Source organism: Vibrio sp. Vb2131 (assembly GCF_033338535.1).
GTDB lineage: Bacteria > Pseudomonadota > Gammaproteobacteria > Enterobacterales > Vibrionaceae > Vibrio > Vibrio alginolyticus.
Genome location: NZ_JAWOSW010000002.1, coordinates 354,253 through 373,506 on the forward strand (window position 1 = coordinate 354,253; position 19,254 = coordinate 373,506).

Below are 19,254 nucleotides of genomic sequence, written 5' to 3' on the forward strand. Positions count from 1 at the left end.
AGTTTTAAGCACATACAGCTTGCTGTTTAATAAACTCGATGGAGTGTTGATTGAAGTCTTCTGGACGCTCTACATTGCATACATGACCACAATTCGGGATTTCTCGTAGAATGCTGAGCTTATGTGCTGCAACCATTTCTTTGACAGGTTTAATAAACATGTAATCCCTGTCGCCCATTAAGTAAAGAGTCGGAATGGGTAACTCTCGATCTTTAAAATATTTCATTAACGGATTTACATCAGCGGCAAGAATAAACCAACGTTTAAATTCTTTTTGGCAAAGCTTCTTGGCTTCGCGAATAAAAAGGTGGCGAGATTCTCGTTGGCTTCTTTGAGGCATAACAATATAAGCGAACAGTTTGTAGAGCCACATGTACGGTAGGATATGCTTACAAAAATTACCTAATTTCACCAATATCTGAGAACGAGTGTTAAGCCTTGTGACAGCACCGCCGAGCACCATCGAACGTACGCGCTCTGATGACAATTCAGCAAGGTTTCGAACAATAATAGTACCAAGCGACATACCGACAAAATGAGCGGATTGGATCTTTAAATGGTCCAATACTTTCAAAATATCTTGGGTAACTTCCGTAAAGGTATAACGGCTAGCAATGAGCTCTTTAAGTAACTGATTTGACTTTCCATGGCCTCTTAAATCGATCAGCAATAAGTTAAAGTGTTGCTTGTAAGCTTTAATTTGCTTGAACCAGATAGAAGAGCTACCACCAGCACCGTGCACAAATACAACCCACTCATTACTAGTAGGGTGCAAATAGGTTTTATGAAAAAGTAGCGGCTGGGTCATATTGAGTATCAAAAAGATCGTGCTATTGAGTAAAAAGCCATCCTACCACACTCCCCTTACTCAAGATAATAAAGGCACCTCATTCGGTGCCTTTCGTTACAATTTTAAGTCAAACTAACGCTGAGTGGTAAAGCTGCAAATAAGATTCTGCGGCCTTTTGCCAACAAAAGTCTTGTTGCATCGCGTGCAACTGTACTTTATTCACTTCAGGCTCGTTTTGAGCGTAGAGCAACAGTGCCCTTAGCATCGTTAACAACAATGCCTGCGGTGTCGGTTCGAAAAAAACAAACCCCGTTGCTTCAGATGGGTTTACATCATAATCGCTAACGCTGTCCTTTAAGCCACCAACACCGCGTACTATCGGTAATGTCCCATAAGCCATACTATAGATTTGGTTTAAGCCACATGGTTCAAACTCAGAAGGCATCAAGAAGAAATCAGAACCAGCTTCAACGATATGCGCAAGTTCATTGTCATACGCTTCTACAAAGGCAAATTTGCTAGAAAACTGCGCGGCAACCTCTCGTAACTGAGCGGCAAGAACAGGGTCTCCGGTCCCAACGACAACTAGCTGAACATCGTGCTTCAAAAAGTCGGCCAAAGCAGGCAACAAGTAATGAACGCCTTTCTGCTGGGTCAACCGACAAACCATACCGAACATAGCTACATTTTTTTCGGGCAAATTTAGTCGTTGTTGTAATGCTTTTTTACAAGCTTTCTTCCCTTGCGACATACTTTGCTGGTCGGCGCAGTAATTAACCGGCAAGTAGGTATCAGTTTCCGGATTCCAAGCGCTGTAATCACAACCATTCAAGATGCCGACTAAGTCCTGCGCACGTTGCTGAAACTCCCAAGCCATGCCGTGACTGCCAAGCTCTGTTTTTAGTTCCTCTGCGTACGTAGGGCTAACCGCGTTTATCTTATCTGCATTCATTACACCAGCTTTAAGCATCGTAATATGCGTTGCACTCACCGCAGCATCGGGAACGTTTCTACAATGAAACTCTGGCAAACACTGCACATCTTCATAACTAAATACGCCTTTAAAGACCGCATTGTGAATTGAAATGACGCTTTTAGTATGAGCAAAAAACGGATCATTGCCATACCTGTGCTTGAGCAAAAATGGAACAAGACCTGTGTGCCAATCGTTCGCGTGTATGATATTAGGTTGAAAGGCGAGCTTGGGTAACATATCGAGACATGCTGCACTAAAAAACGCAAAGCGCTCGCCGTTATCAGTATACGCTTGGTTGTTCTCCGCATACATTGATGGTCGATTGAAATACGGCGGACAATCAATCAGGTAAACAGGATTTTGACCTAACATGAGCCGCAAAACTCGATACTCCGTATGCGGCCATGATGTTAATTCTGTTTCTAATACAACTTCTGCGTCTGCGAGTTTATCAATACTGCTGTACGCAGGGATGGTAATTCTTACGTCTTGCTGTAGGTTTTGAAGGGCTTCCGGTAGTGCCTTGGCAACATCTGCCAAGCCACCACTTTTAATGAGGCCTTCAACCTCAGAAGCTACAAACAGAATAGATAAGTTGTTAGTAGCCAACTCGAGCTCCTTTCGGAATAACAACAATGCCCTCCTCAGACACGTGGAAGTGTTTTTTATCTTCTTGAAGATTCACACCAATCTGAGTACCAGGAGCAATATCGGCATCCTTGTCGACAATCACACGACGTAAAACACATCCTTCGCCAATTTTTACGTCACCAAGAAGTATACATTCGCTGATATCGCAAGCAGAAGCAATATTACTGCGAAAACCAAGCACCGACTTTTCGATTCTTGAGCCTCTAACATAGCTGCCATTACACACTAAACTATCGATTATCTGCACACGACCATTATCAGAGTCGGTAAATGTCGCAGGTGGCAATGGTGGGTAGTAGGTATGCAATGGCCATTTACGGTTGTACAGCGAAAATGGTGCATCTTTTTCTAGCAGATCCATATGCGCTTGCCAGTACGCATCAATAGTTCCGACATCACGCCAGTACACCTCTTCTTTTTCGCCACTGATTTTGTTGGTACTGAAGTCATACACGAACACATCACCTCTAGGGAACATCTTTGGAATGATGTCCTTTCCAAAATCATGTGATGAAGCTTCATTATCCGCATCTTCGACCAACTCTGAGAACAGTACCTGAGCTTCAAAAACATAGTTACCCATTGAAACTAAAGCGTAATCAGGGTCACCAGGAATCGACTTCGGATTTGCTGGTTTTTCTTCAAAGCCAATCATACGGCCTTCGCTATCCACTTCGATAACCCCAAATTGCGACGCCTCTTTTAGTGGCATGCGCAATGCAGATACCGTCAGAGAAGCCTGCTTTTCTGAGTGGAAGTTCAGCATTTGTTTGATATCCATCTTATAGATATGGTCAGAGCCAAAAATACAAACTTGCTCTGGTTCCTCTAACTCCATAAAACGCAGGTTTTGATAGATCGCGTCCGCCGTCCCTTCGTACCAACGTTTACCAGTACGCATTTGAGCGGGAATAGGATCGATAAAGCGGTCTGTAATGCCGTTGATGTTCCACCCCTTTTTTAAGTGATGGAATAAAGATTGAGATTTAAATTGGGTTAGGACGTAAATGCGCATCAGATCCGCATTAACAAAATTGTTTAGAGCAAAATCGATCAATCGATAACTACCACCAAACGGTACCGAAGGTTTACTGCGAGATTCCGTTAAAGGTCTCAAACGAGAGCCTTCACCGCCAGCAAGAATCATTCCCAAAACACCAGCCATTTGTTGTTCTCCATATCGTTATAGCTTGGATTTGGTACTCGCTTGAATGAGTCATACTCGGGGAGTCAAGCGAATACATTTAGCAACCGTCTCTGAGTTTCTGTGAACTCTTACAACACGGATAAAAAAGCTACGGCACTTCCAGTATGCAACGTCCACTCTTTCCTTATTTTTTGACGCAAACAATGCACACAGTTGCACTAATTTTTGTAATAAATTATCTAAGCGGGTTCTAAATTACAATTTTTAATACGCCATTCTGTGTACCATACAGCTCTTGCGTACTCAAGACGATATCTAGATCACACATGGAAAAGCAAACGATTACATTGTGAAAACAATTTACGAACGGATTCACTACACCGCCGATTTTTTAGCCCAATGTATAACAAATATGTGAATGCAAAATGAAAGTTACAACGGATATTTTTTACATAAAAAATACATCAGCGACTACGAAATATTGATGCAGGGATCTTCTTGCGTCAGCAAAACTCAGTCAAAGCAGCAAAGATCTATACGAACAACACAGTGGCCTTTACGCAAAAACAAAACGCAAAAAAGGCAGCGATATCGCTGCCTTTTTACATTACTTAGATCGTACGTTTTTATGCTTTCGCTTTTTTACGCTTATCAGTGACTTCCCACTTACCGTCAACAAAGAGCGCTGTCCAACCAGATGGTTTGCCATTCTCTTCCGAACGAACGTAGTTCTCTTTTGTTTTGCGACTAAAGCGTACGACTGCAGGACGACCATCAGGATCTTCTTGCGGTGCGGTCGCTAGGTATTTGAACTTCTCAGGTAAACGCTCTTCAAAACGTGCCAGTTCAGCAACCAAAGGAGCACGTGTCTCGCGCGATTTCGGGAAGTTGCTTGCCGCCATAAATAGACCTGAAGCACCATCACGAAGTACGAAATACGCATCTGAGTTTTCACATGGCAACTCGGGGAAATGAACAGGATCTTCTTTCGGGGGCGCGACTTCGCCATTCTTCAAGATCTTACGAGTGTTCTTACACGTTTCGCTCGTACAATCCATGTATTTACCAAAGCGACCGTTCTTAAGCACCATATCAGAGCCACATTTGTCACATTCAACAACTGGACCATCGTAGCCTTTTACTTTGAACTCGCCGTATTCAACAAGGTAGCCTTCACAATTCGGGTTATTACCACAAACATGCATCTTACGCTTGTCATCAATCAGGTATGCGTCCATCGCTGTTTCACAGATCGGACAACGCTTTTTAGCGCGCAGAGCTGCGGTTTCAACGTCTTCTTCTAGAACGTTAATAATACCTTCTTCGTCACCCAAGTTGATGGTTGTCTTACAACGCTCTTTTGGTGGTAACGCGTAACCTGAACAGCCTAAGAACACACCTGTCGAAGCAGTACGGATGCCCATTGGACGGCTACACGTCGGACACTCGATATCCGTCATGACGATGTGATTTAACTTCATACCGCCTTCTGACTCATCTAGCTCCGCTTTTTCAAGATCGCCAGTAAAATCAGCAAAGAAGTTGTCTAACACAGCTTTCCAGTTCACTTCACCTTCAGCGATTTGGTCCAATTTCTGTTCCATACGCGCAGTAAAGTCGTAGTTCATCAAATCGTTAAAGCTGTCATCAAGGCGGTCAGTAACAATTTCACCCATTTTTTCAGCGTAGAAACGGCGCTGATCAACTTTCACGTAGCCACGATCTTGAATCGTAGAAATGATCGATGCGTAAGTCGACGGACGACCAATGCCTCGTTTCTCCAGCTCTTTAACCAGTGCTGCTTCAGTGTAGCGCGCAGGTGGCTTTGTAAAGTGCTGTTTAGGGTCAAGTGACTCTAAGCTTAGCTTATCGCCAAGTTGTACCGCTGGAAGGATTGTATCCTCGTTTTTGCCCATTGGACGCTGTACACGAGTCCAGCCGTCAAATTTAAGGATACGGCCTTTCGCTTTAAGCGTGTATTCTGCCGCTTTTACGCTAATGGTTGTTGAATCGTATTCTGCTGGCGTCATTTGACACGCTACAAACTGATTCCAAATCAAAGCGTAAAGTTTGTGCGCATCAGCATCGACACCTTGCAGGTCTTCCGCCTTAACACCCACATTTGAAGGACGGATCGCTTCGTGCGCTTCCTGTGCTCCTTCTTTGCTACCGTACGTCAATGGTTTCGCTGGTAGGTACTTATCACCAAACTCAGCACCAATAAAGTCACGTACAGCGTCCACAGCCTCGGCACTTAGGTTAGTCGAGTCAGTACGCATATAAGTGATGTAACCGGCCTCATAGAGGCGCTGAGCTAGCATCATGGTCTTTTTCACGCCGTAGCCCAGACGTGTACTTGCTGCCTGTTGAAGCGTAGAGGTGATGTAAGGTGCTGAGGGCTTGCTCTTTGTAGGGCGGTCTTCACGCTTACATACTTCGTAACTTGCATTCTCAAGTACAGACATCGCTGCTTTGGTTTCTGCCTCATTAACTGGCTTAAACGCAGAACCGTCTTTCTGAGCAACAAGCAGTTTAAAGTCCGCTTTGTCTTTCGTTTTCGTATTCGCATGAATGTCCCAGAATTCTTCTGGTACAAACGCGTTAATCTCACGCTCGCGCTCAACTAACAGTTTCACCGCAACAGACTGCACGCGACCAGCAGATAAACCACGAGCCACTTTTTTCCAAAGTAAAGGTGAAACCATAAAACCAACGACACGGTCCATGAAGCGACGTGCTTGTTGGGCATTTACACCATCCATGTTCAGCTCGCCAGGTGTCTGGAAAGCTTGTTGGATCGCGTTTTTCGTAATTTCGTTAAAAACTACACGTTTGTATCGCTCTTCATCGCCACCGATGATCTCACGAAGGTGCCATGCGATTGCTTCTCCTTCGCGGTCCAAATCGGTTGCGAGATAAACGCAATCTGCGTCTTTGGCGAGTTTTTGTAGTTCGTTGACAACTTTTTCTTTGCCTGGAAGGATTTGGTAATTCGCTTCCCAGTCATGATATGGGTTAATCCCCATCTTTTTGATCAACGCTTTGCGGTCTTTCTCTTTTTTAACGCGCGCTTTCTCTTCCGGACTCATCCCTTTAGTTGAGATGGCGGCGGCTTTTTTCTCACCAGTGCTTTGACCGGCCGTAGGCAGATCACGCACATGACCAACACTAGACTTAACAATAAAGTCTTTACCAAGGTACTTATTTATCGTCTTTGCCTTGGCTGGTGACTCCACTATAACGAGTGATTTACCCATAACTGACTCTAACGTCCTTCATAATAATGCGGGTAGAAACCTTGTTTAAAGGCCACCCGCATAATGTTCTATTTCATTGCTTCTTTTTTACTATTGTGCGAGATGAAAAGAAGATCAACTGCTTTTTTGAAATTCAGATCCGATTGGTTGACAATTCATCGTCTTTATACTTCAAAGAGACAGGGTTCTGAAAGGTATTGAGCGGCATATCTAAACAGGCAAACTTAGCATCCGCTAATCCAATGCAATAAATTTTGTTACCCATCACAAAATAGTTTGGTTCAATGCTCTGCCATCTTCCTCCGCATCATGCTTATACTCTAAAAATTGATCTGTTTAGTCTTACTGAACGATTGACTGAATTAATCATGCAAACCCATTTTAGTTGTAGGTATACTCAGCGTTCTTAACTGAATAGGATGGTAGAAAGAATATGTCTGATAGAACGTTTATCGAAGAGTTCGACCTTCTTTTGATCGCTAACCAAATCATCCAAGAGCACGATGATTACATCGAGGGGATGCGAGCAACAAGCGTAGAAGAAAAAGAAGGTGTTTTAGTTTTTAAAGGTGAATACTTCCTTGATGACAAAGGTTTACCAACTTCAAATACGACTGCAGTATTCAATATGTTCAAATACTTAGCGCATCACCTTTCTAAGGAATTTACGCTGGTTAAATAGTATTGGGAAACAAAAAAGCCAGAGTGTTATTCACTCTGGCTTTCCTGTTTTAGGTCAGAATATTTAGCAACTTAAAGCCTTAAGTTTGTCGAAGTAGTCAGGGAACGTTTTCGACGTACACTTTGGATCGTTAATCGTCACAGGCGTATCACTAAGTGCCACCAGCGAAAAACACATCGCCATTCGATGATCATCGTAAGTATCAATCGCTGCATGCTTTAACTGAGAAACAGGTTTGACGATGATGTAGTCTTCCCCTTCTTCCACTTCCGCACCAACTTTACGTAACTCAGTCGCCATAGCTGACAAACGGTCTGTTTCTTTTACACGCCAGTTATAAACGTTACGAATAGCGGTAGTGCCTTCGGCAAATAACGCTGTTGTCGCGATGGTCATTGCAGCATCAGGGATATGGTTGTAATCCATATCAATGCCTTTTAATTGACCAACACGTGAAATTACGTAGTCATCACCCCATTCAATTTCTGCACCCATTTTTTCAAGCGCATCAGCAAATTGAATATCACCTTGAATGCTGTTTTTACCGATACCCGTTACTTTAACTTCTCCGCCTTTGATGGCTGCCGCCGCCAAGAAGTAAGAAGCAGAAGACGCGTCACCTTCAACCAAGAAATCACCTGGAGCGATGTATTGCTGACCGGCTGGAATCACAAACTCTTGATAGTCGTTGTTGATCACATCGACCCCAAACTGCTTCATAATATGCAGGGTGATATCGATATAAGGCTTAGAAACCAAATCGCCTTCGATGTTGATGCGAATTTCACCTTCAGCCAATGGCGCAGACATTAAGAAAGCGGTCAAGAACTGACTTGAAATGGACCCATCGATAGAAACTGTACCTGCTTTTAGGCCAGTACCAATTATTTTGAGAGGTGGAAAGTTCTCGTTTTCCATGTACTCAACGTTCGCACCAGCATCTTTCAGTGCCGTGACAAGGTGACCAATTGGACGCTCTTTCATACGAGGTTCGCCCGTCAGTACATACTCCCCTTCTCCAAGACAAAGAGCCGCAGCTAATGGTCGCATCGCAGTGCCAGCATTGCCGAGAAATAACTCTACCGGCTCTGAGACAGAAAACGGACGCCCAAGGCCTTCAACGAGACATTCTGTTTTATCTTCGGAAAGTTGGTATTGAACGCCTAGTTTAGTCAGCGCATTCAGCATATGACGAATATCATCACTGTCGAGGAGATTAGTAAGGCGAGTTCTGCCTTTAGCAAGAGCAGCAAGTAAAAGAGCTCGATTAGAAACGCTTTTAGAGCCAGGAAGGTTCACTTCCCCTTGAATTTTATTGATAGGTTGTAACGTTAGGCTTTCCATTAAAAGTTGATAATCCTTTGTGCCCTCAACATACGATTTTTATGAGGGCTAAACAATTCTTCGTGAATTCAGACTACCCAAAAAAACACGACAAAACCAGAGTAAATCGGCGCTAATTTATGAATATCCTCAAGTAGCCTAAAGATACAGAATTAAAGGCATTGCCAGCGATGTAAATCAGAGCGAAAGAAGCACGGCGAAACAGCAAACTATTTCGACTTTATTTGACGATAAGCCAGCCCGACTGTACATGCCTGATTAGGCTTCGTTAGACTAAAACAACCTAGGGTTAATAAGTGATATCAACCCTGACTCCATCATCAAAATATAAAATACGAACTTCATCCCCTCGACTAAATAACATATTTTTATCAACATCTTGGATGACATTAATTAGCTTATCACCCTTCACTTTGATGAGTAGCTCAACTAACTTATATTCAACCGTGTATTGGTAATTACTTTGGTTTTGAGCAACTGCGGCACCAGCAAGCGCACCCACTGCCGTCGCGACTTCTCTTCCCGTACCGCCACCAAATTGATTACCGACTAAACCACCGATAGTGGCACCAAGTAGTGTCTTCCAACCGTTACTTTTCGATTGAACAACCTCTTGTTGAGTAATATAACGGACAGAGTCAATCTTCCCGTAAACTACTTCATTAACTGGCTTGGCAACATTTCTTTCATAGGCTGCGTTGGCGACAAGTGGTAAAAACAGTATGATCCCAAGCCATACTTTTACGATATTTCTTAACCAGGTCATCATAAACTCCTCTGACTCCAATGTTGGTAACGACTTCTTATGGCTATTTATTTAACTGAACTCGATGAAACGTTCAACTTTCCCTCACCCTATAAAGCACTCAGCGACCCCAATGGTTTGCTGGCTTTTGGTGGTGACTTAAACCCCATGAGAATCCTCAATGGTTACTATCAAGGCATTTTCCCTTGGTATGGTCCTGGTGAACCTATTTTATGGTGGAGCCCTTCTCCGCGCGCCGTGTTTGACCCATTACAGTTTAAGCCATCTAAAAGTCTCAAAAAATTTCAGCGTAAACATAACTATAAAGTAACACTCAATTTCGCGACAGAAGAAGTGATTAGACTATGTTCTTCAACACGCCCTGCAGAGGAAACATGGCTCAACGAGGAAATGCAAGCTTCCTACATTGAGTTAGCCAAACTTGGTCACTGTCACTCTGTAGAAGTATGGCATGACAACAACCTGATTGGCGGACTATATGGCATTTGCGTGGGCCAACTTTTTTGCGGAGAGTCGATGTTTAGTCTAAAAGATAACGCATCCAAAATTGCATTGTGGTACTTATGCAACCATTTGGCGTCAAAGCAAGGTCAATTAATCGATTGCCAAGTTATGAATTCTCACTTGGCATCACTTGGCGCATTTGAACTTGAGCGTGACGAATTTATGCAAAAACTACTATCTTTAAGAGAAAAGCAAACACTATTTGATGCCTATCAGCCCCAAGTTTTGCAGGATTCAGTATGAGTACGGATATACAACATATTCGAATAGGGTTGACGAATAATCACCCTTGTAGTTATTTGCCTGAACGGCAAGAGCGGGTTGCGGTGGCGCTTGATGAAAGGCTGCATACTGAAGAAAATTACCAGTTGCTCATGGCTAACGGTTTTCGTCGTAGCGGAGATACCATATATAAACCGCATTGCGAGCATTGCACCGCTTGCCAGCCAATTCGAGTCTCGATTCCAGACGTTAGACTATCAAAAAGTCAGAAGAGGCTGCTTAATAAAGCACAGTCTTTACGCTGGGAAATGAAACCTGAAATGGATGAGGAATGGTTTGAGCTTTACAGTCGGTACATCTGCAAACGGCATAAAAACGGCACTATGTACCCACCAAAGCGTGATGAGTTTGCTCGATTTGCTCAAACCAGCTGGCTGACAACGTCGTTTTTACACATTTACGATGAATCAGATCAATTGCTCGCCATTGCAGTGACAGATTTGATGCCACAATGCTCGAGTGCTTTTTATACTTTCTTTGACCCTGACTACGAGTTATCTCTTGGGACATTAGCGGTGCTTTATCAAATTAAATACTGCCAAGAAAACAAACAACAGTGGCTATATTTGGGATATCAGATTGATGAGTGCCCAGCAATGAGCTACAAAACACGCTTTCAACGCCACCAAAGGCTAGTAAATCAGCGTTGGCGAGGGTAGAATACGCCTCAACTTTACATAATTACTATTTAGCGGCAGAATATAGCCCGCTAATATTGCCTAATTTCTAAAGAGGATTAAATGGCTAAAGAAGACGTAATCGAGATGCAAGGCACAGTCCTTGACACTCTACCAAACACTATGTTCCGTGTTGAACTTGAAAACGGTCACGTTGTGACTGCTCACATCTCTGGCAAGATGCGTAAGAACTACATCCGTATCCTAACGGGTGACAAAGTAACTGTAGAGATGACTCCATACGACCTGTCAAAAGGCCGCATCGTCTTCCGCGCTCGTTAATCTCTGATTTTCGGATGCAATAAAAAACGGAGCAAGCTGCTCCGTTTTTTATTGCACAATTTTTTCCGATTTAGTTCAGATAAAAAAGCGCACGATCTTCTCGTGCGCTTTTGCGTTTGTTACCGACTAACGATTAATGCATCGCTGTCTCTTTCTCACTTAAGTATTCAAACTCAAGCGTATCGTTGACCAGCGTTACTTTCACTGTACCGCCGTCAACTAAAGATCCAAACAACAGTTCGTTAGCCAAAGGCTTCTTAAGCTGTTCTTGGATAACACGCCCCATTGGGCGAGCCCCCATAGCTTTGTCATAACCTTTATGTGCTAACCAATGGCGAGCGTCTTGCGATACTTCCATTGAAACTCCTCTCGTATCAAGTTGCACTTGCAGTTCAACAATGAACTTATCAACCACTTGATGGATAACGCTTTCATCAAGGCTGTTAAACCAGATGATGTTATCAAGACGGTTACGGAACTCAGGAGTAAACACCTTCTTAATTTCCGCCATTGCATCGTGACTGTTGTCTTGTTGAATCAAACCAATTGATTTCTTCTCGGTTTCCGCCACACCTGCGTTAGTTGTCATAACAAGAATGACATTACGGAAGTCTGCTTTGCGACCATTGTTGTCCGTTAGCGTACCGTTATCCATGACTTGCAACAACAGGTTAAAGATATCAGGGTGCGCTTTTTCAATCTCATCAAGTAATACGACTGAGTGTGGGTGCTTAATAACAGCATCGGTTAGCAAACCACCTTGGTCATAACCGACATAACCAGGAGGCGCACCAATTAAGCGACTTACGGAGTGACGCTCACCATACTCAGACATATCAAAACGAAGTAGCTCGATACCTAGAAGCTTAGATAACTGCACCGTCACCTCTGTTTTACCAACCCCTGTTGGGCCTGCAAACAAGAATGAACCAACAGGTTTGTTGTCTACACCTAAACCTGCACGTGTCAGCTTGATCGCCTCGGATAATGCATCAATCGCATTATCTTGACCGAATACCAACATCTTCATTTTGCTATCTAAGTTTTTCAAAATGTCTTTATCTGAAGAAGAAACCGACTTCTCTGGAATTCGCGCCATTTTGGCAACCATTGATTCGATATCAGCCACTCCGACCGTTTTTTTACGACGGCTTGCAGGAGCAAGACGACTACGAGCACCAGCTTCATCAATGACATCAATGGCCTTATCTGGTAGATGGCGTTCATTAATGTATTTAGCCGACAGTTCTACCGCGGCACGCAGTGCTTTATTGGTATAACGTACTTCATGGTGAGCTTCGTACTTCGGCTTCAAGCCCATCAAGATTTTAGTTGTATCATCCAATGAGGGCTCTACAACGTCTATCTTTTGGAAGCGGCGAGACAACGCACGCTCTTTCTCGAAAATGTTGCTGTATTCTTGGTATGTCGTCGAACCAATACAACGCAACTTACCGCTACTTAAAAGAGGCTTAATAAGATTTGCTGCATCGACTTGACCACCAGATGCCGCGCCTGCACCGATGATGGTATGTATTTCATCGATGAACAAAATGGCATCTTCTTCTTTTTCAAGTTGTTTCAAAATCGCCTTGAAGCGCTTTTCAAAATCACCGCGATATTTGGTACCAGCGAGCAAAGAACCAATATCTAGTGAATAAATCACGCTGTTTTGAATAACCTCAGGGACCTGCCCTTCGACAATTCGCCATGCAAGACCTTCCGCAATGGCTGTTTTACCAACCCCTGCCTCACCCACTAGTAGTGGATTATTCTTGCGGCGTCGACAAAGTACCTGAATAGTGCGCTCTAACTCTTTATCACGTCCAATGAGTGGGTCGATGTTTCCATCTTTAGCGACTTGATTAAGATTCGTCGCAAAGCTTTCTAGGCGTTCTTCAGAATTAGGCTCTTCAACACTTTCTGAGCTAAACGAGTCTGATGATGAATCCTCACCTGCACCTGATGCTTTAGTAATACCGTGGGAGATGAAGTTAACAATATCTAATCGGGAGATGTCATTTTTCTTCAGTAAGTAAGCGGCATGCGACTCTTGTTCACTGAAGATAGCAACAAGCACGTTGGCGCCTGTTACTTCATTACGACCAGACGACTGTACATGAAAGACGGCGCGTTGTAGTACACGTTGAAAACTCAAAGTCGGCTGCGTTTCACGCGTCTCATCACTATCTGGGATAAGAGGCGTAGTTTGATCGATGAAAATATCGAGTTCGTTGCGTAAAGCGTCAAGATCCGCCTTACAAGCTAGAAGGGCTTCCTTAGCTGCATCATTTTCCAACAATGCAAGTAGGAGGTGTTCGACAGTCATAAACTCGTGGCGTTTGTCGCGCGCCCGAGCAAATGCACCGTTAAGGCTTGACTCTAGTTCTTTATTTAGCATAAGTACCTCCCGAAAAAACAACTGGGGTTGTTCGAGCAAGTCTTCTTTGTTTACGCTTGCTCCATAGTGCAAAGTAGCGGATGTTCATTTTCCCTTGCGTACATCGTAACTTGCGCTACTTTTGTTTCGGCAATTTCTGCGCTGTATGTGCCGCAGATTGCCTTTCCTTCATAGTGGACCTGAAGCATGATTTGAGTTGCTTTATCAATATCATGTGAGAAAAATCGCTCAAGCACCTCTATGACGAAATCCATAGGTGTATAGTCATCATTATTGAGTACGACATTGTACAGCTTAGGTGGCTGGACTTTCGTACTTTCTCGCTCCAGAAGATCAGAGTCCGGAGTGACCCATTCAAAATTTTTACTCATGGCAATCTAAAGATATCGTATCAAAGGGTTGATGTTTTCGACCTATAAAAACAATCTACCACAAGCATGCAGCGCGGTGTAGTGAGTTATGGCACCGAATTCGATCTTTGATCGATAAAAGTTGCTACCTAATATAGAGACTAATGCACGTCTTGATACGGCGCAAATAAAAGATGCTTGTCGATAAGTTACACATTTTTTCTTATAAAAGAACTTTCTATTTATTGCTCTCGGACTATTGCAAACCACCCCATCATCTTCTATCTGGATCACACTTCCTCATTGAGAATACGGTAATTATCACGAAAACTTCATTTTTTATTCAGTCAGAGGATTCTTCTCCCATAAGCAACACGGACAGTATGGCTTTTTCAGTATGAGCCACTTCATAGGCAAATTGACTAAACTTCTGCGTATATACGAAAAACTGTTTGCAAATTTGTTAATCTCAAAAGTGATTTGTTTTCAATTATGTTTCTGTTTGTTGCTCACTGCTATTGACTGTCGAAATTCATTGACTACAGTGGAAAGTGTCGATGCATAAATCATCATTTTGAAACCTCTCTTCTTTAAGTGGTTTGATGAATGTGACTTATCATTGATTTGACGTTTGTTGGCATTCGCTGACAATGGTAGTACCAAGTTAAAGGTATAACTTGGTTGCAGTAACAACATCAGTAAAAAATGCATGAGGGATGTAAAGCATGGCTACAGGTACAGTAAAGTGGTTTAACAATGCCAAAGGATTTGGGTTTATTTGTTCAGATGAAGAAGAGGGAGATATCTTTGCCCACTACTCAACTATCCAGATGGACGGTTATCGTACACTGAAAGCAGGCCAACAAGTCTCTTACGAGATTGAAAAAGGTCCCAAAGGCTGTCACGCGAGTAGCGTCGTGCCTCTTGAAGGCCAAGCCAAATAATTAGAGCGCTGTCGAAATATAAAAATATTGCTCTCGAAACGCCACGTTGATGTTTTGAAGAGAAAAATAAACCCGCCAAGATAGCGGGTTTCTTACTATTTAGAGCACGTGTTACAAAAGGAACACTTACAGCGCACTTACAGGATAGGAAACACGCCGAAAACGACGTGTTTTTACACTAACTTACTTGTTAATGATTGCGTTAAAGGTTTCGCTTGGACGCATCAATTTAGAAACCAATGCATCGTCTAGTAAGTAGTAACCTCCTAGCTCACCTTTCACGCCTTGCGCATTATTTAGCTCAGCAACGATCGTTTCTTCCTGCTCTGACAGCGCTTTTGCAATTGGTGCAAATTCAGCAGCAAGATCCGCATCATCCGTTTGCTCTGAAAGCGCTTTCGCCCAGTAAAGTGCAAGATAGAAGTGGCTTCCACGGTTATCTAGCTCACCCACTTTGCGTGACGGAGATTTATTGGTGTCTAAAAACTCACCGGTCGCTTTATCTAGTGTATCTGCGAGAACCTGAGCCTTAGGATTGTTTGTCGCTACACTTAAATGCTCTAACGAAGCTGCAAGCGCTAGGAACTCGCCCAAAGAATCCCAACGAAGGTGATTCTCTTTTTCTACTTGTTGAACGTGCTTAGGAGCAGAACCACCAGCGCCTGTTTCAAATAGACCACCACCATTCATCAATGGAACAATAGATAGCATCTTAGCAGACGTACCTAACTCTAGAATTGGGAACAAGTCTGTTAGGTAGTCACGAAGAACATTACCTGTAACAGAGATAGTATCTAGGCCCGCTTTCATACGCTCTAGTGAGTACTTACAAGCTTCAACAGGAGATAGGATCTTAATCTCTAGACCGTCAGTATCGTGATCTGGTAGGTAGGCGTTTACTTTCTTGATGAGCTCAGCATCGTGCGCGCGGTTTTCGTCTAGCCAGAATACAGCTGGAACACCTGTTGCACGTGCGCGAGTCACTGCTAGTTTAACCCAATCTTGGATTGGTGCGTCTTTAACCTGACACATACGGAAGATATCACCTTCTTCAACCGCTTGCTCTAACAGTACGTTACCTGAAGCATCAACAACGCGAACAGTACCCGCAGCGTCTAGAATGAATGTCTTGTCGTGAGAACCATACTCTTCAGCTTTCTGAGCCATTAGACCAACGTTAGGTACGCTACCCATAGTGGTTGGATCAAATGCGCCGTGCTCTTTACAGAAATCAATAACCGCTTGGTAAATACCTGCGTAGCTACGATCTGGAATCATCGCTTTGGTGTCTTTTTGTTTACCATCTGGTCCCCACATTTGACCCGAAGAGCGAAGCATTGCTGGCATAGAAGCATCTACAATAATGTCACTTGGTACATGTAAGTTTGTGATACCACGATCAGAGTCAACCATCGCAAGTTCTGGTTGAGTTTGGTAAACCGCTTGAATGGCCGCTTCAATTTCTGCTTTTTGCGCTTCAGGTAGAGACTCAATTTTTGAGTAAACATCACCGATGCCATTGTTTACATCAACGCCTAGCTCTTCAAACAGCTTACCGTACTTATCGAAAACGTCTTTGTAGTAAACTTTTACGGCATGGCCGAAAATGACAGGGTCAGAAACTTTCATCATCGTCGCTTTCATATGAAGAGACAGCAGCACGTCTTGCGCTTTCGCTTCAGCAATCTCTTTCTCGAAAAATTCAACCAACGCCTTCTTCTTCATTACTGAAGTATCAATGACTTCTTTATCTAGTAATGGGAACGCAGACTTAAGCTCTTTAACTGTACCATCATTACCGACAAACTCGATTTTGACCTCTGTTGCACCAGAGATAGTTGTAGACTTTTCGCTACCAAAGAAGTCATTGTCTGACATGCTCGCAACATGAGACTTAGATTCTGCTGACCATGCACCCATTGAGTGTGGGTTTTTCTTCGCGTAGTTCTTAACCGAAGTCGGAGCACGACGGTCTGAGTTACCTTCACGAAGTACTGGGTTAACCGCACTACCTTTGATTTTGTCGTAAGCCGCTTTAATCGCTTTCTCTTCGTACGTGCTCGGCTCTTCTGGGTAGTTTGGTAAATCGTAACCTTTCGCCTGAAGCTCTTTAATCGCCGCTTTAAGCTGAGGAACTGAAGCTGAAATGTTAGGTAGCTTGATGATATTTGCTTCTGGAGTTTGAGCTAGTTCACCAAGCTCAGTCAACGCATCGCCAATGCGCTGTTCTTCTTTTAGATGCTCTGGGAAGTTAGCGATAATTCGACCTGCTAGTGAAATATCACGAGTATCTACATTGATGCCAGACGATGCTGTGAATGATTGAATGATTGGTAGTAATGAATAAGTTGCTAGCGCCGGCGCTTCATCAGTGATGGTGTAGATAATTGTAGGTTTTTCTGTAGGCATGAAATTTCCCTATTTTTTAATCAACTTGTTGGCTGATCAACTCAGCGTCTGAGTTGGTTTAATTGACGCATTGCTGCGCGTTAGCAGTACATGTCTCCTCACTAACGCCACATGCGGTTCGCACTCTTTGTTGTAGTTTGAAGCTCTAAGCTCTGAATCCATGAGTGCACTGATATAATTAAACAAATAACACGAATTAGTCTATCATTCTGTGCGCGTTTGTTAGTTTTAGGCGCGCAAATCATATCCGATCATGAGAAAACTTAAAACTTTCAAACACAGTTCATTTACATTTTTGCAGGGTAGTTAACATGTCATCTCGTACAGGTCAGGAAAAAGGTCGCAGTCGTAACCAGTCTAAAACGGGCCATTTTAAACACTCAGGAGCTCGCAATGGCTCGAAGACTCGTACTCAGCAAGACCGCCGCCCTAATCGCCCAACAAAAAGCCAAAAGCCAAAAGTGGCCCCTAAAGATCGTAAAGTCATTATTTTCAATAAGCCTTACGATACGCTCAGTCAATTTACCGATGGCGATGGTCGCAAAACGTTAGCGGACTATATCCCAATCAAAAATGTCTATGCGGCTGGCCGATTGGACCGAGACAGCGAAGGTTTGATGGTACTCACTAACGATGGCATCTTGCAGGCGAAGCTAACGCAGCCAAAGTCAAAATCGCCGAAGACTTATTGGGTTCAAGTTGATGGCGCTCCTCAGGAGCAAGATCTTGAAAAATTGAGAAAGGGAGTAGAGCTAAAAGATGGTATGACTCTACCAGCCGAAGTTGAAGTTATTCCAGAACCACAAGTCTGGGACAGAACGCCTCCTGTTCGTTTTCGAGCAAATATCCCTACAACTTGGTTAGCCATTACCATTATTGAAGGAAGAAATCGTCAGGTGCGTCGCATGACTGCGCACATTGGCTTCCCTACCTTGCGCCTCATTCGTCATTCGATGGGTGATATCGTCCTTAACGACCTAATGCCTGGTGAATGGAGAGAAATCTCTCTCTAATAAGCAGAAAAGATAAAAGCAGGCTTAAAGCCTGCTTTTTAGATTCGTACTTTTTCAGTTAAGCCCTATCTAATGAACTAAGGGATTACTGCTCAGCAAGCCAGTTTTTAAAGGCCTCTTTTTCCGCCGGAGACGCTTTCTGGTACATCGTCTTTAATACATCAACCATTGGGCTGTCGTTCGATGCGGCTGTTGAACGGGTATCACTAGTCTCAACTCGAGGCTCGATATCACTTACTGATTGTTGATGCTGATTCACAGTTACATAGCTAACAGCAACACTCGCGATACCGCCAGCAATATTGTAGTTACGAGTTTCTTGAGGGTAATTACGACCAATTTGAACACCATCTGACTCTAATACATCTTCGACCAAAGCAATAGGTTGGCCTTTGGTATCCAGTAATTGCCAATCTAGAGGCGAGATGTTGTTTTGCGCTTGGCGAAGAGTTTTAAACTCTGGCAGTTCAAACGTTAGCTTTTCGTTTTCAGCATCAAATTTAGCAACGATTACATCACTGTAAACCGTCTTAAGGTTTTCGTTAATTTCGAATGTAGGTTGATATTTGAAGACAATTTGATTCGTTCCGTCAGGTAGTTCGATTGTCTTCTCACTAGAAAAAAGACCACCTTCTAGATCTGGCTTCTCCATGTTGACGGCCAATAACTTCACGTCTTCTGGAACCACTAAAGTCGTTGCAGCGTAGAGGTTTGTACTGGCAAAAATAGACAGTGCCATTGCCACTTTTAATGATAACTGCATAGAATTTTTCATCCTT

General features: G+C 43.3%; 16 protein-coding genes. 6 read left to right on the forward strand and 10 right to left on the reverse strand.

What is annotated here, in order from left to right:
* Positions 1 to 4 precede the first annotated feature (4 nt).
* The 4 genes from R7E38_RS03740 to topA form a co-directional block, all read right to left on the reverse strand.
* The gene (locus R7E38_RS03740; protein ID WP_017820032.1) at positions 5 to 808 is read right to left on the reverse strand and encodes an alpha/beta fold hydrolase; all 804 of its coding nucleotides are present in this window, start codon (positions 806 to 808) and stop codon (positions 5 to 7) included.
* Between the two features lie 109 nt (positions 809 to 917).
* Entirely contained in the window at positions 918 to 2,375 is a 1,458-nt protein-coding gene (gene glgA / locus R7E38_RS03745; protein WP_017820031.1) for a glycogen synthase GlgA, read from the reverse strand.
* On the reverse strand, positions 2,365 to 3,582 hold the full coding sequence (gene glgC, locus R7E38_RS03750; RefSeq protein ID WP_017634726.1) for a glucose-1-phosphate adenylyltransferase: 1,218 nt from the start codon (positions 3,580 to 3,582) through the stop codon (positions 2,365 to 2,367). The genes glgA and glgC overlap by 11 nt, the downstream gene beginning before the upstream one ends.
* Before the next feature lie 608 nt (positions 3,583 to 4,190).
* A complete protein-coding gene (topA, locus tag R7E38_RS03755) occupies positions 4,191 to 6,821 on the reverse strand; it encodes a type I DNA topoisomerase (RefSeq protein WP_226082846.1) in 2,631 nt (876 codons plus the stop codon).
* Between the two features lie 433 nt (positions 6,822 to 7,254).
* On the opposite strand from topA, the gene R7E38_RS03760 reads away from it, so the two are divergent.
* Positions 7,255 to 7,503 (forward strand): YciN family protein, encoded by a 249-nt coding sequence (locus tag R7E38_RS03760; protein WP_005387884.1) that lies wholly within the window; start codon positions 7,255 to 7,257, stop codon positions 7,501 to 7,503.
* Between the two features lie 63 nt (positions 7,504 to 7,566).
* Here R7E38_RS03760 and aroA read toward each other — a convergent pair whose 3' ends face one another.
* Positions 7,567 to 8,847 carry a 3-phosphoshikimate 1-carboxyvinyltransferase gene (gene aroA, locus R7E38_RS03765; protein ID WP_005387883.1) on the reverse strand — a complete coding sequence of 427 codons (1,281 nt, stop codon included), beginning with the start codon at positions 8,845 to 8,847 and terminating at the stop codon, positions 7,567 to 7,569.
* 289 nt (positions 8,848 to 9,136) lie between these two features.
* Positions 9,137 to 9,613: a glycine zipper 2TM domain-containing protein gene (locus R7E38_RS03770; protein WP_005378348.1), complete on the reverse strand. Its 477-nt coding sequence runs from the start codon at positions 9,611 to 9,613 to the stop codon at positions 9,137 to 9,139.
* A gap of 39 nt (positions 9,614 to 9,652) precedes the next feature.
* On the opposite strand from R7E38_RS03770, the gene aat reads away from it, so the two are divergent.
* The 3 genes from aat (at position 9,653) to infA (ending at position 11,358) form a co-directional block, all read left to right on the forward strand.
* Positions 9,653 to 10,360: a leucyl/phenylalanyl-tRNA--protein transferase gene (gene aat / locus R7E38_RS03775; RefSeq protein WP_005387881.1), complete on the forward strand. Its 708-nt coding sequence runs from the start codon at positions 9,653 to 9,655 to the stop codon at positions 10,358 to 10,360.
* Positions 10,357 to 11,058 (forward strand): arginyltransferase, encoded by a 702-nt coding sequence (locus tag R7E38_RS03780; protein WP_005378346.1) that lies wholly within the window; start codon positions 10,357 to 10,359, stop codon positions 11,056 to 11,058. Before aat ends, R7E38_RS03780 begins: the two co-directional genes overlap by 4 nt.
* Positions 11,059 to 11,139: 81 nt before the next feature.
* Positions 11,140 to 11,358, forward strand: a complete 219-nt coding sequence (infA, locus tag R7E38_RS03785; protein ID WP_001040192.1) for a translation initiation factor IF-1 — start codon at positions 11,140 to 11,142, stop codon at positions 11,356 to 11,358.
* A 133-nt stretch (positions 11,359 to 11,491) separates the two neighbouring features.
* Here infA and clpA read toward each other — a convergent pair whose 3' ends face one another.
* Positions 11,492 to 13,759 carry an ATP-dependent Clp protease ATP-binding subunit ClpA gene (clpA, locus tag R7E38_RS03790; RefSeq protein ID WP_226082845.1) on the reverse strand — a complete coding sequence of 756 codons (2,268 nt, stop codon included), beginning with the start codon at positions 13,757 to 13,759 and terminating at the stop codon, positions 11,492 to 11,494.
* 50 nt (positions 13,760 to 13,809) lie between these two features.
* The gene (clpS, locus tag R7E38_RS03795; RefSeq protein WP_005378419.1) at positions 13,810 to 14,130 is read right to left on the reverse strand and encodes an ATP-dependent Clp protease adapter ClpS; all 321 of its coding nucleotides are present in this window, start codon (positions 14,128 to 14,130) and stop codon (positions 13,810 to 13,812) included.
* Positions 14,131 to 14,834: 704 nt separating this feature from the next.
* Here clpS and cspD point away from each other — a divergent pair.
* Positions 14,835 to 15,053 (forward strand): cold shock domain-containing protein CspD, encoded by a 219-nt coding sequence (cspD, locus tag R7E38_RS03800; protein ID WP_005378407.1) that lies wholly within the window; start codon positions 14,835 to 14,837, stop codon positions 15,051 to 15,053.
* Between the two features lie 183 nt (positions 15,054 to 15,236).
* Here the strand turns inward: cspD and R7E38_RS03805 are convergent, their stop codons facing one another.
* Positions 15,237 to 17,462 carry an NADP-dependent isocitrate dehydrogenase gene (locus tag R7E38_RS03805; protein WP_005378404.1) on the reverse strand — a complete coding sequence of 742 codons (2,226 nt, stop codon included), beginning with the start codon at positions 17,460 to 17,462 and terminating at the stop codon, positions 15,237 to 15,239.
* Positions 17,463 to 17,773: 311 nt separating this feature from the next.
* On the opposite strand from R7E38_RS03805, the gene R7E38_RS03810 reads away from it, so the two are divergent.
* Entirely contained in the window at positions 17,774 to 18,475 is a 702-nt protein-coding gene (locus R7E38_RS03810) for a pseudouridine synthase (RefSeq protein ID WP_005387874.1), read from the forward strand.
* 85 nt (positions 18,476 to 18,560) lie between these two features.
* Here the strand turns inward: R7E38_RS03810 and R7E38_RS03815 are convergent, their stop codons facing one another.
* On the reverse strand, positions 18,561 to 19,238 hold the full coding sequence (locus R7E38_RS03815) for a DUF2057 family protein (protein WP_017820027.1): 678 nt from the start codon (positions 19,236 to 19,238) through the stop codon (positions 18,561 to 18,563).
* Positions 19,239 to 19,254: the final 16 nt, after the last annotated feature.

Bases quoted from the DNA above. Each gene is read 5' to 3' on its own strand.
- glgC (WP_017634726.1), bottom strand. From the start codon at position 3,582: ATGGCTGGTGTTTTGGGAATGATTCTTGCTGGCGGTGAAGGCTCTCGT.
- aat (WP_005387881.1), top strand. From the start codon at position 9,653: ATGGCTATTTATTTAACTGAACTCGATGAAACGTTCAACTTTCCCTCA.
- R7E38_RS03770 (WP_005378348.1), bottom strand. From the start codon at position 9,613: ATGACCTGGTTAAGAAATATCGTAAAAGTATGGCTTGGGATCATACTG.
- topA (WP_226082846.1), bottom strand. From the start codon at position 6,821: ATGGGTAAATCACTCGTTATAGTGGAGTCACCAGCCAAGGCAAAGACG.
- aroA (WP_005387883.1), bottom strand. From the start codon at position 8,847: ATGGAAAGCCTAACGTTACAACCTATCAATAAAATTCAAGGGGAAGTG.
- R7E38_RS03815 (WP_017820027.1), bottom strand. From the start codon at position 19,238: ATGCAGTTATCATTAAAAGTGGCAATGGCACTGTCTATTTTTGCCAGT.
- R7E38_RS03740 (WP_017820032.1), bottom strand. From the start codon at position 808: ATGACCCAGCCGCTACTTTTTCATAAAACCTATTTGCACCCTACTAGT.
- cspD (WP_005378407.1), top strand. From the start codon at position 14,835: ATGGCTACAGGTACAGTAAAGTGGTTTAACAATGCCAAAGGATTTGGG.
- R7E38_RS03810 (WP_005387874.1), top strand. From the start codon at position 17,774: ATGTCATCTCGTACAGGTCAGGAAAAAGGTCGCAGTCGTAACCAGTCT.
- infA (WP_001040192.1), top strand. From the start codon at position 11,140: ATGGCTAAAGAAGACGTAATCGAGATGCAAGGCACAGTCCTTGACACT.
- R7E38_RS03760 (WP_005387884.1), top strand. From the start codon at position 7,255: ATGTCTGATAGAACGTTTATCGAAGAGTTCGACCTTCTTTTGATCGCT.
- R7E38_RS03805 (WP_005378404.1), bottom strand. From the start codon at position 17,462: ATGCCTACAGAAAAACCTACAATTATCTACACCATCACTGATGAAGCG.
- clpA (WP_226082845.1), bottom strand. From the start codon at position 13,759: ATGCTAAATAAAGAACTAGAGTCAAGCCTTAACGGTGCATTTGCTCGG.
- R7E38_RS03780 (WP_005378346.1), top strand. From the start codon at position 10,357: ATGAGTACGGATATACAACATATTCGAATAGGGTTGACGAATAATCAC.
- clpS (WP_005378419.1), bottom strand. From the start codon at position 14,130: ATGAGTAAAAATTTTGAATGGGTCACTCCGGACTCTGATCTTCTGGAG.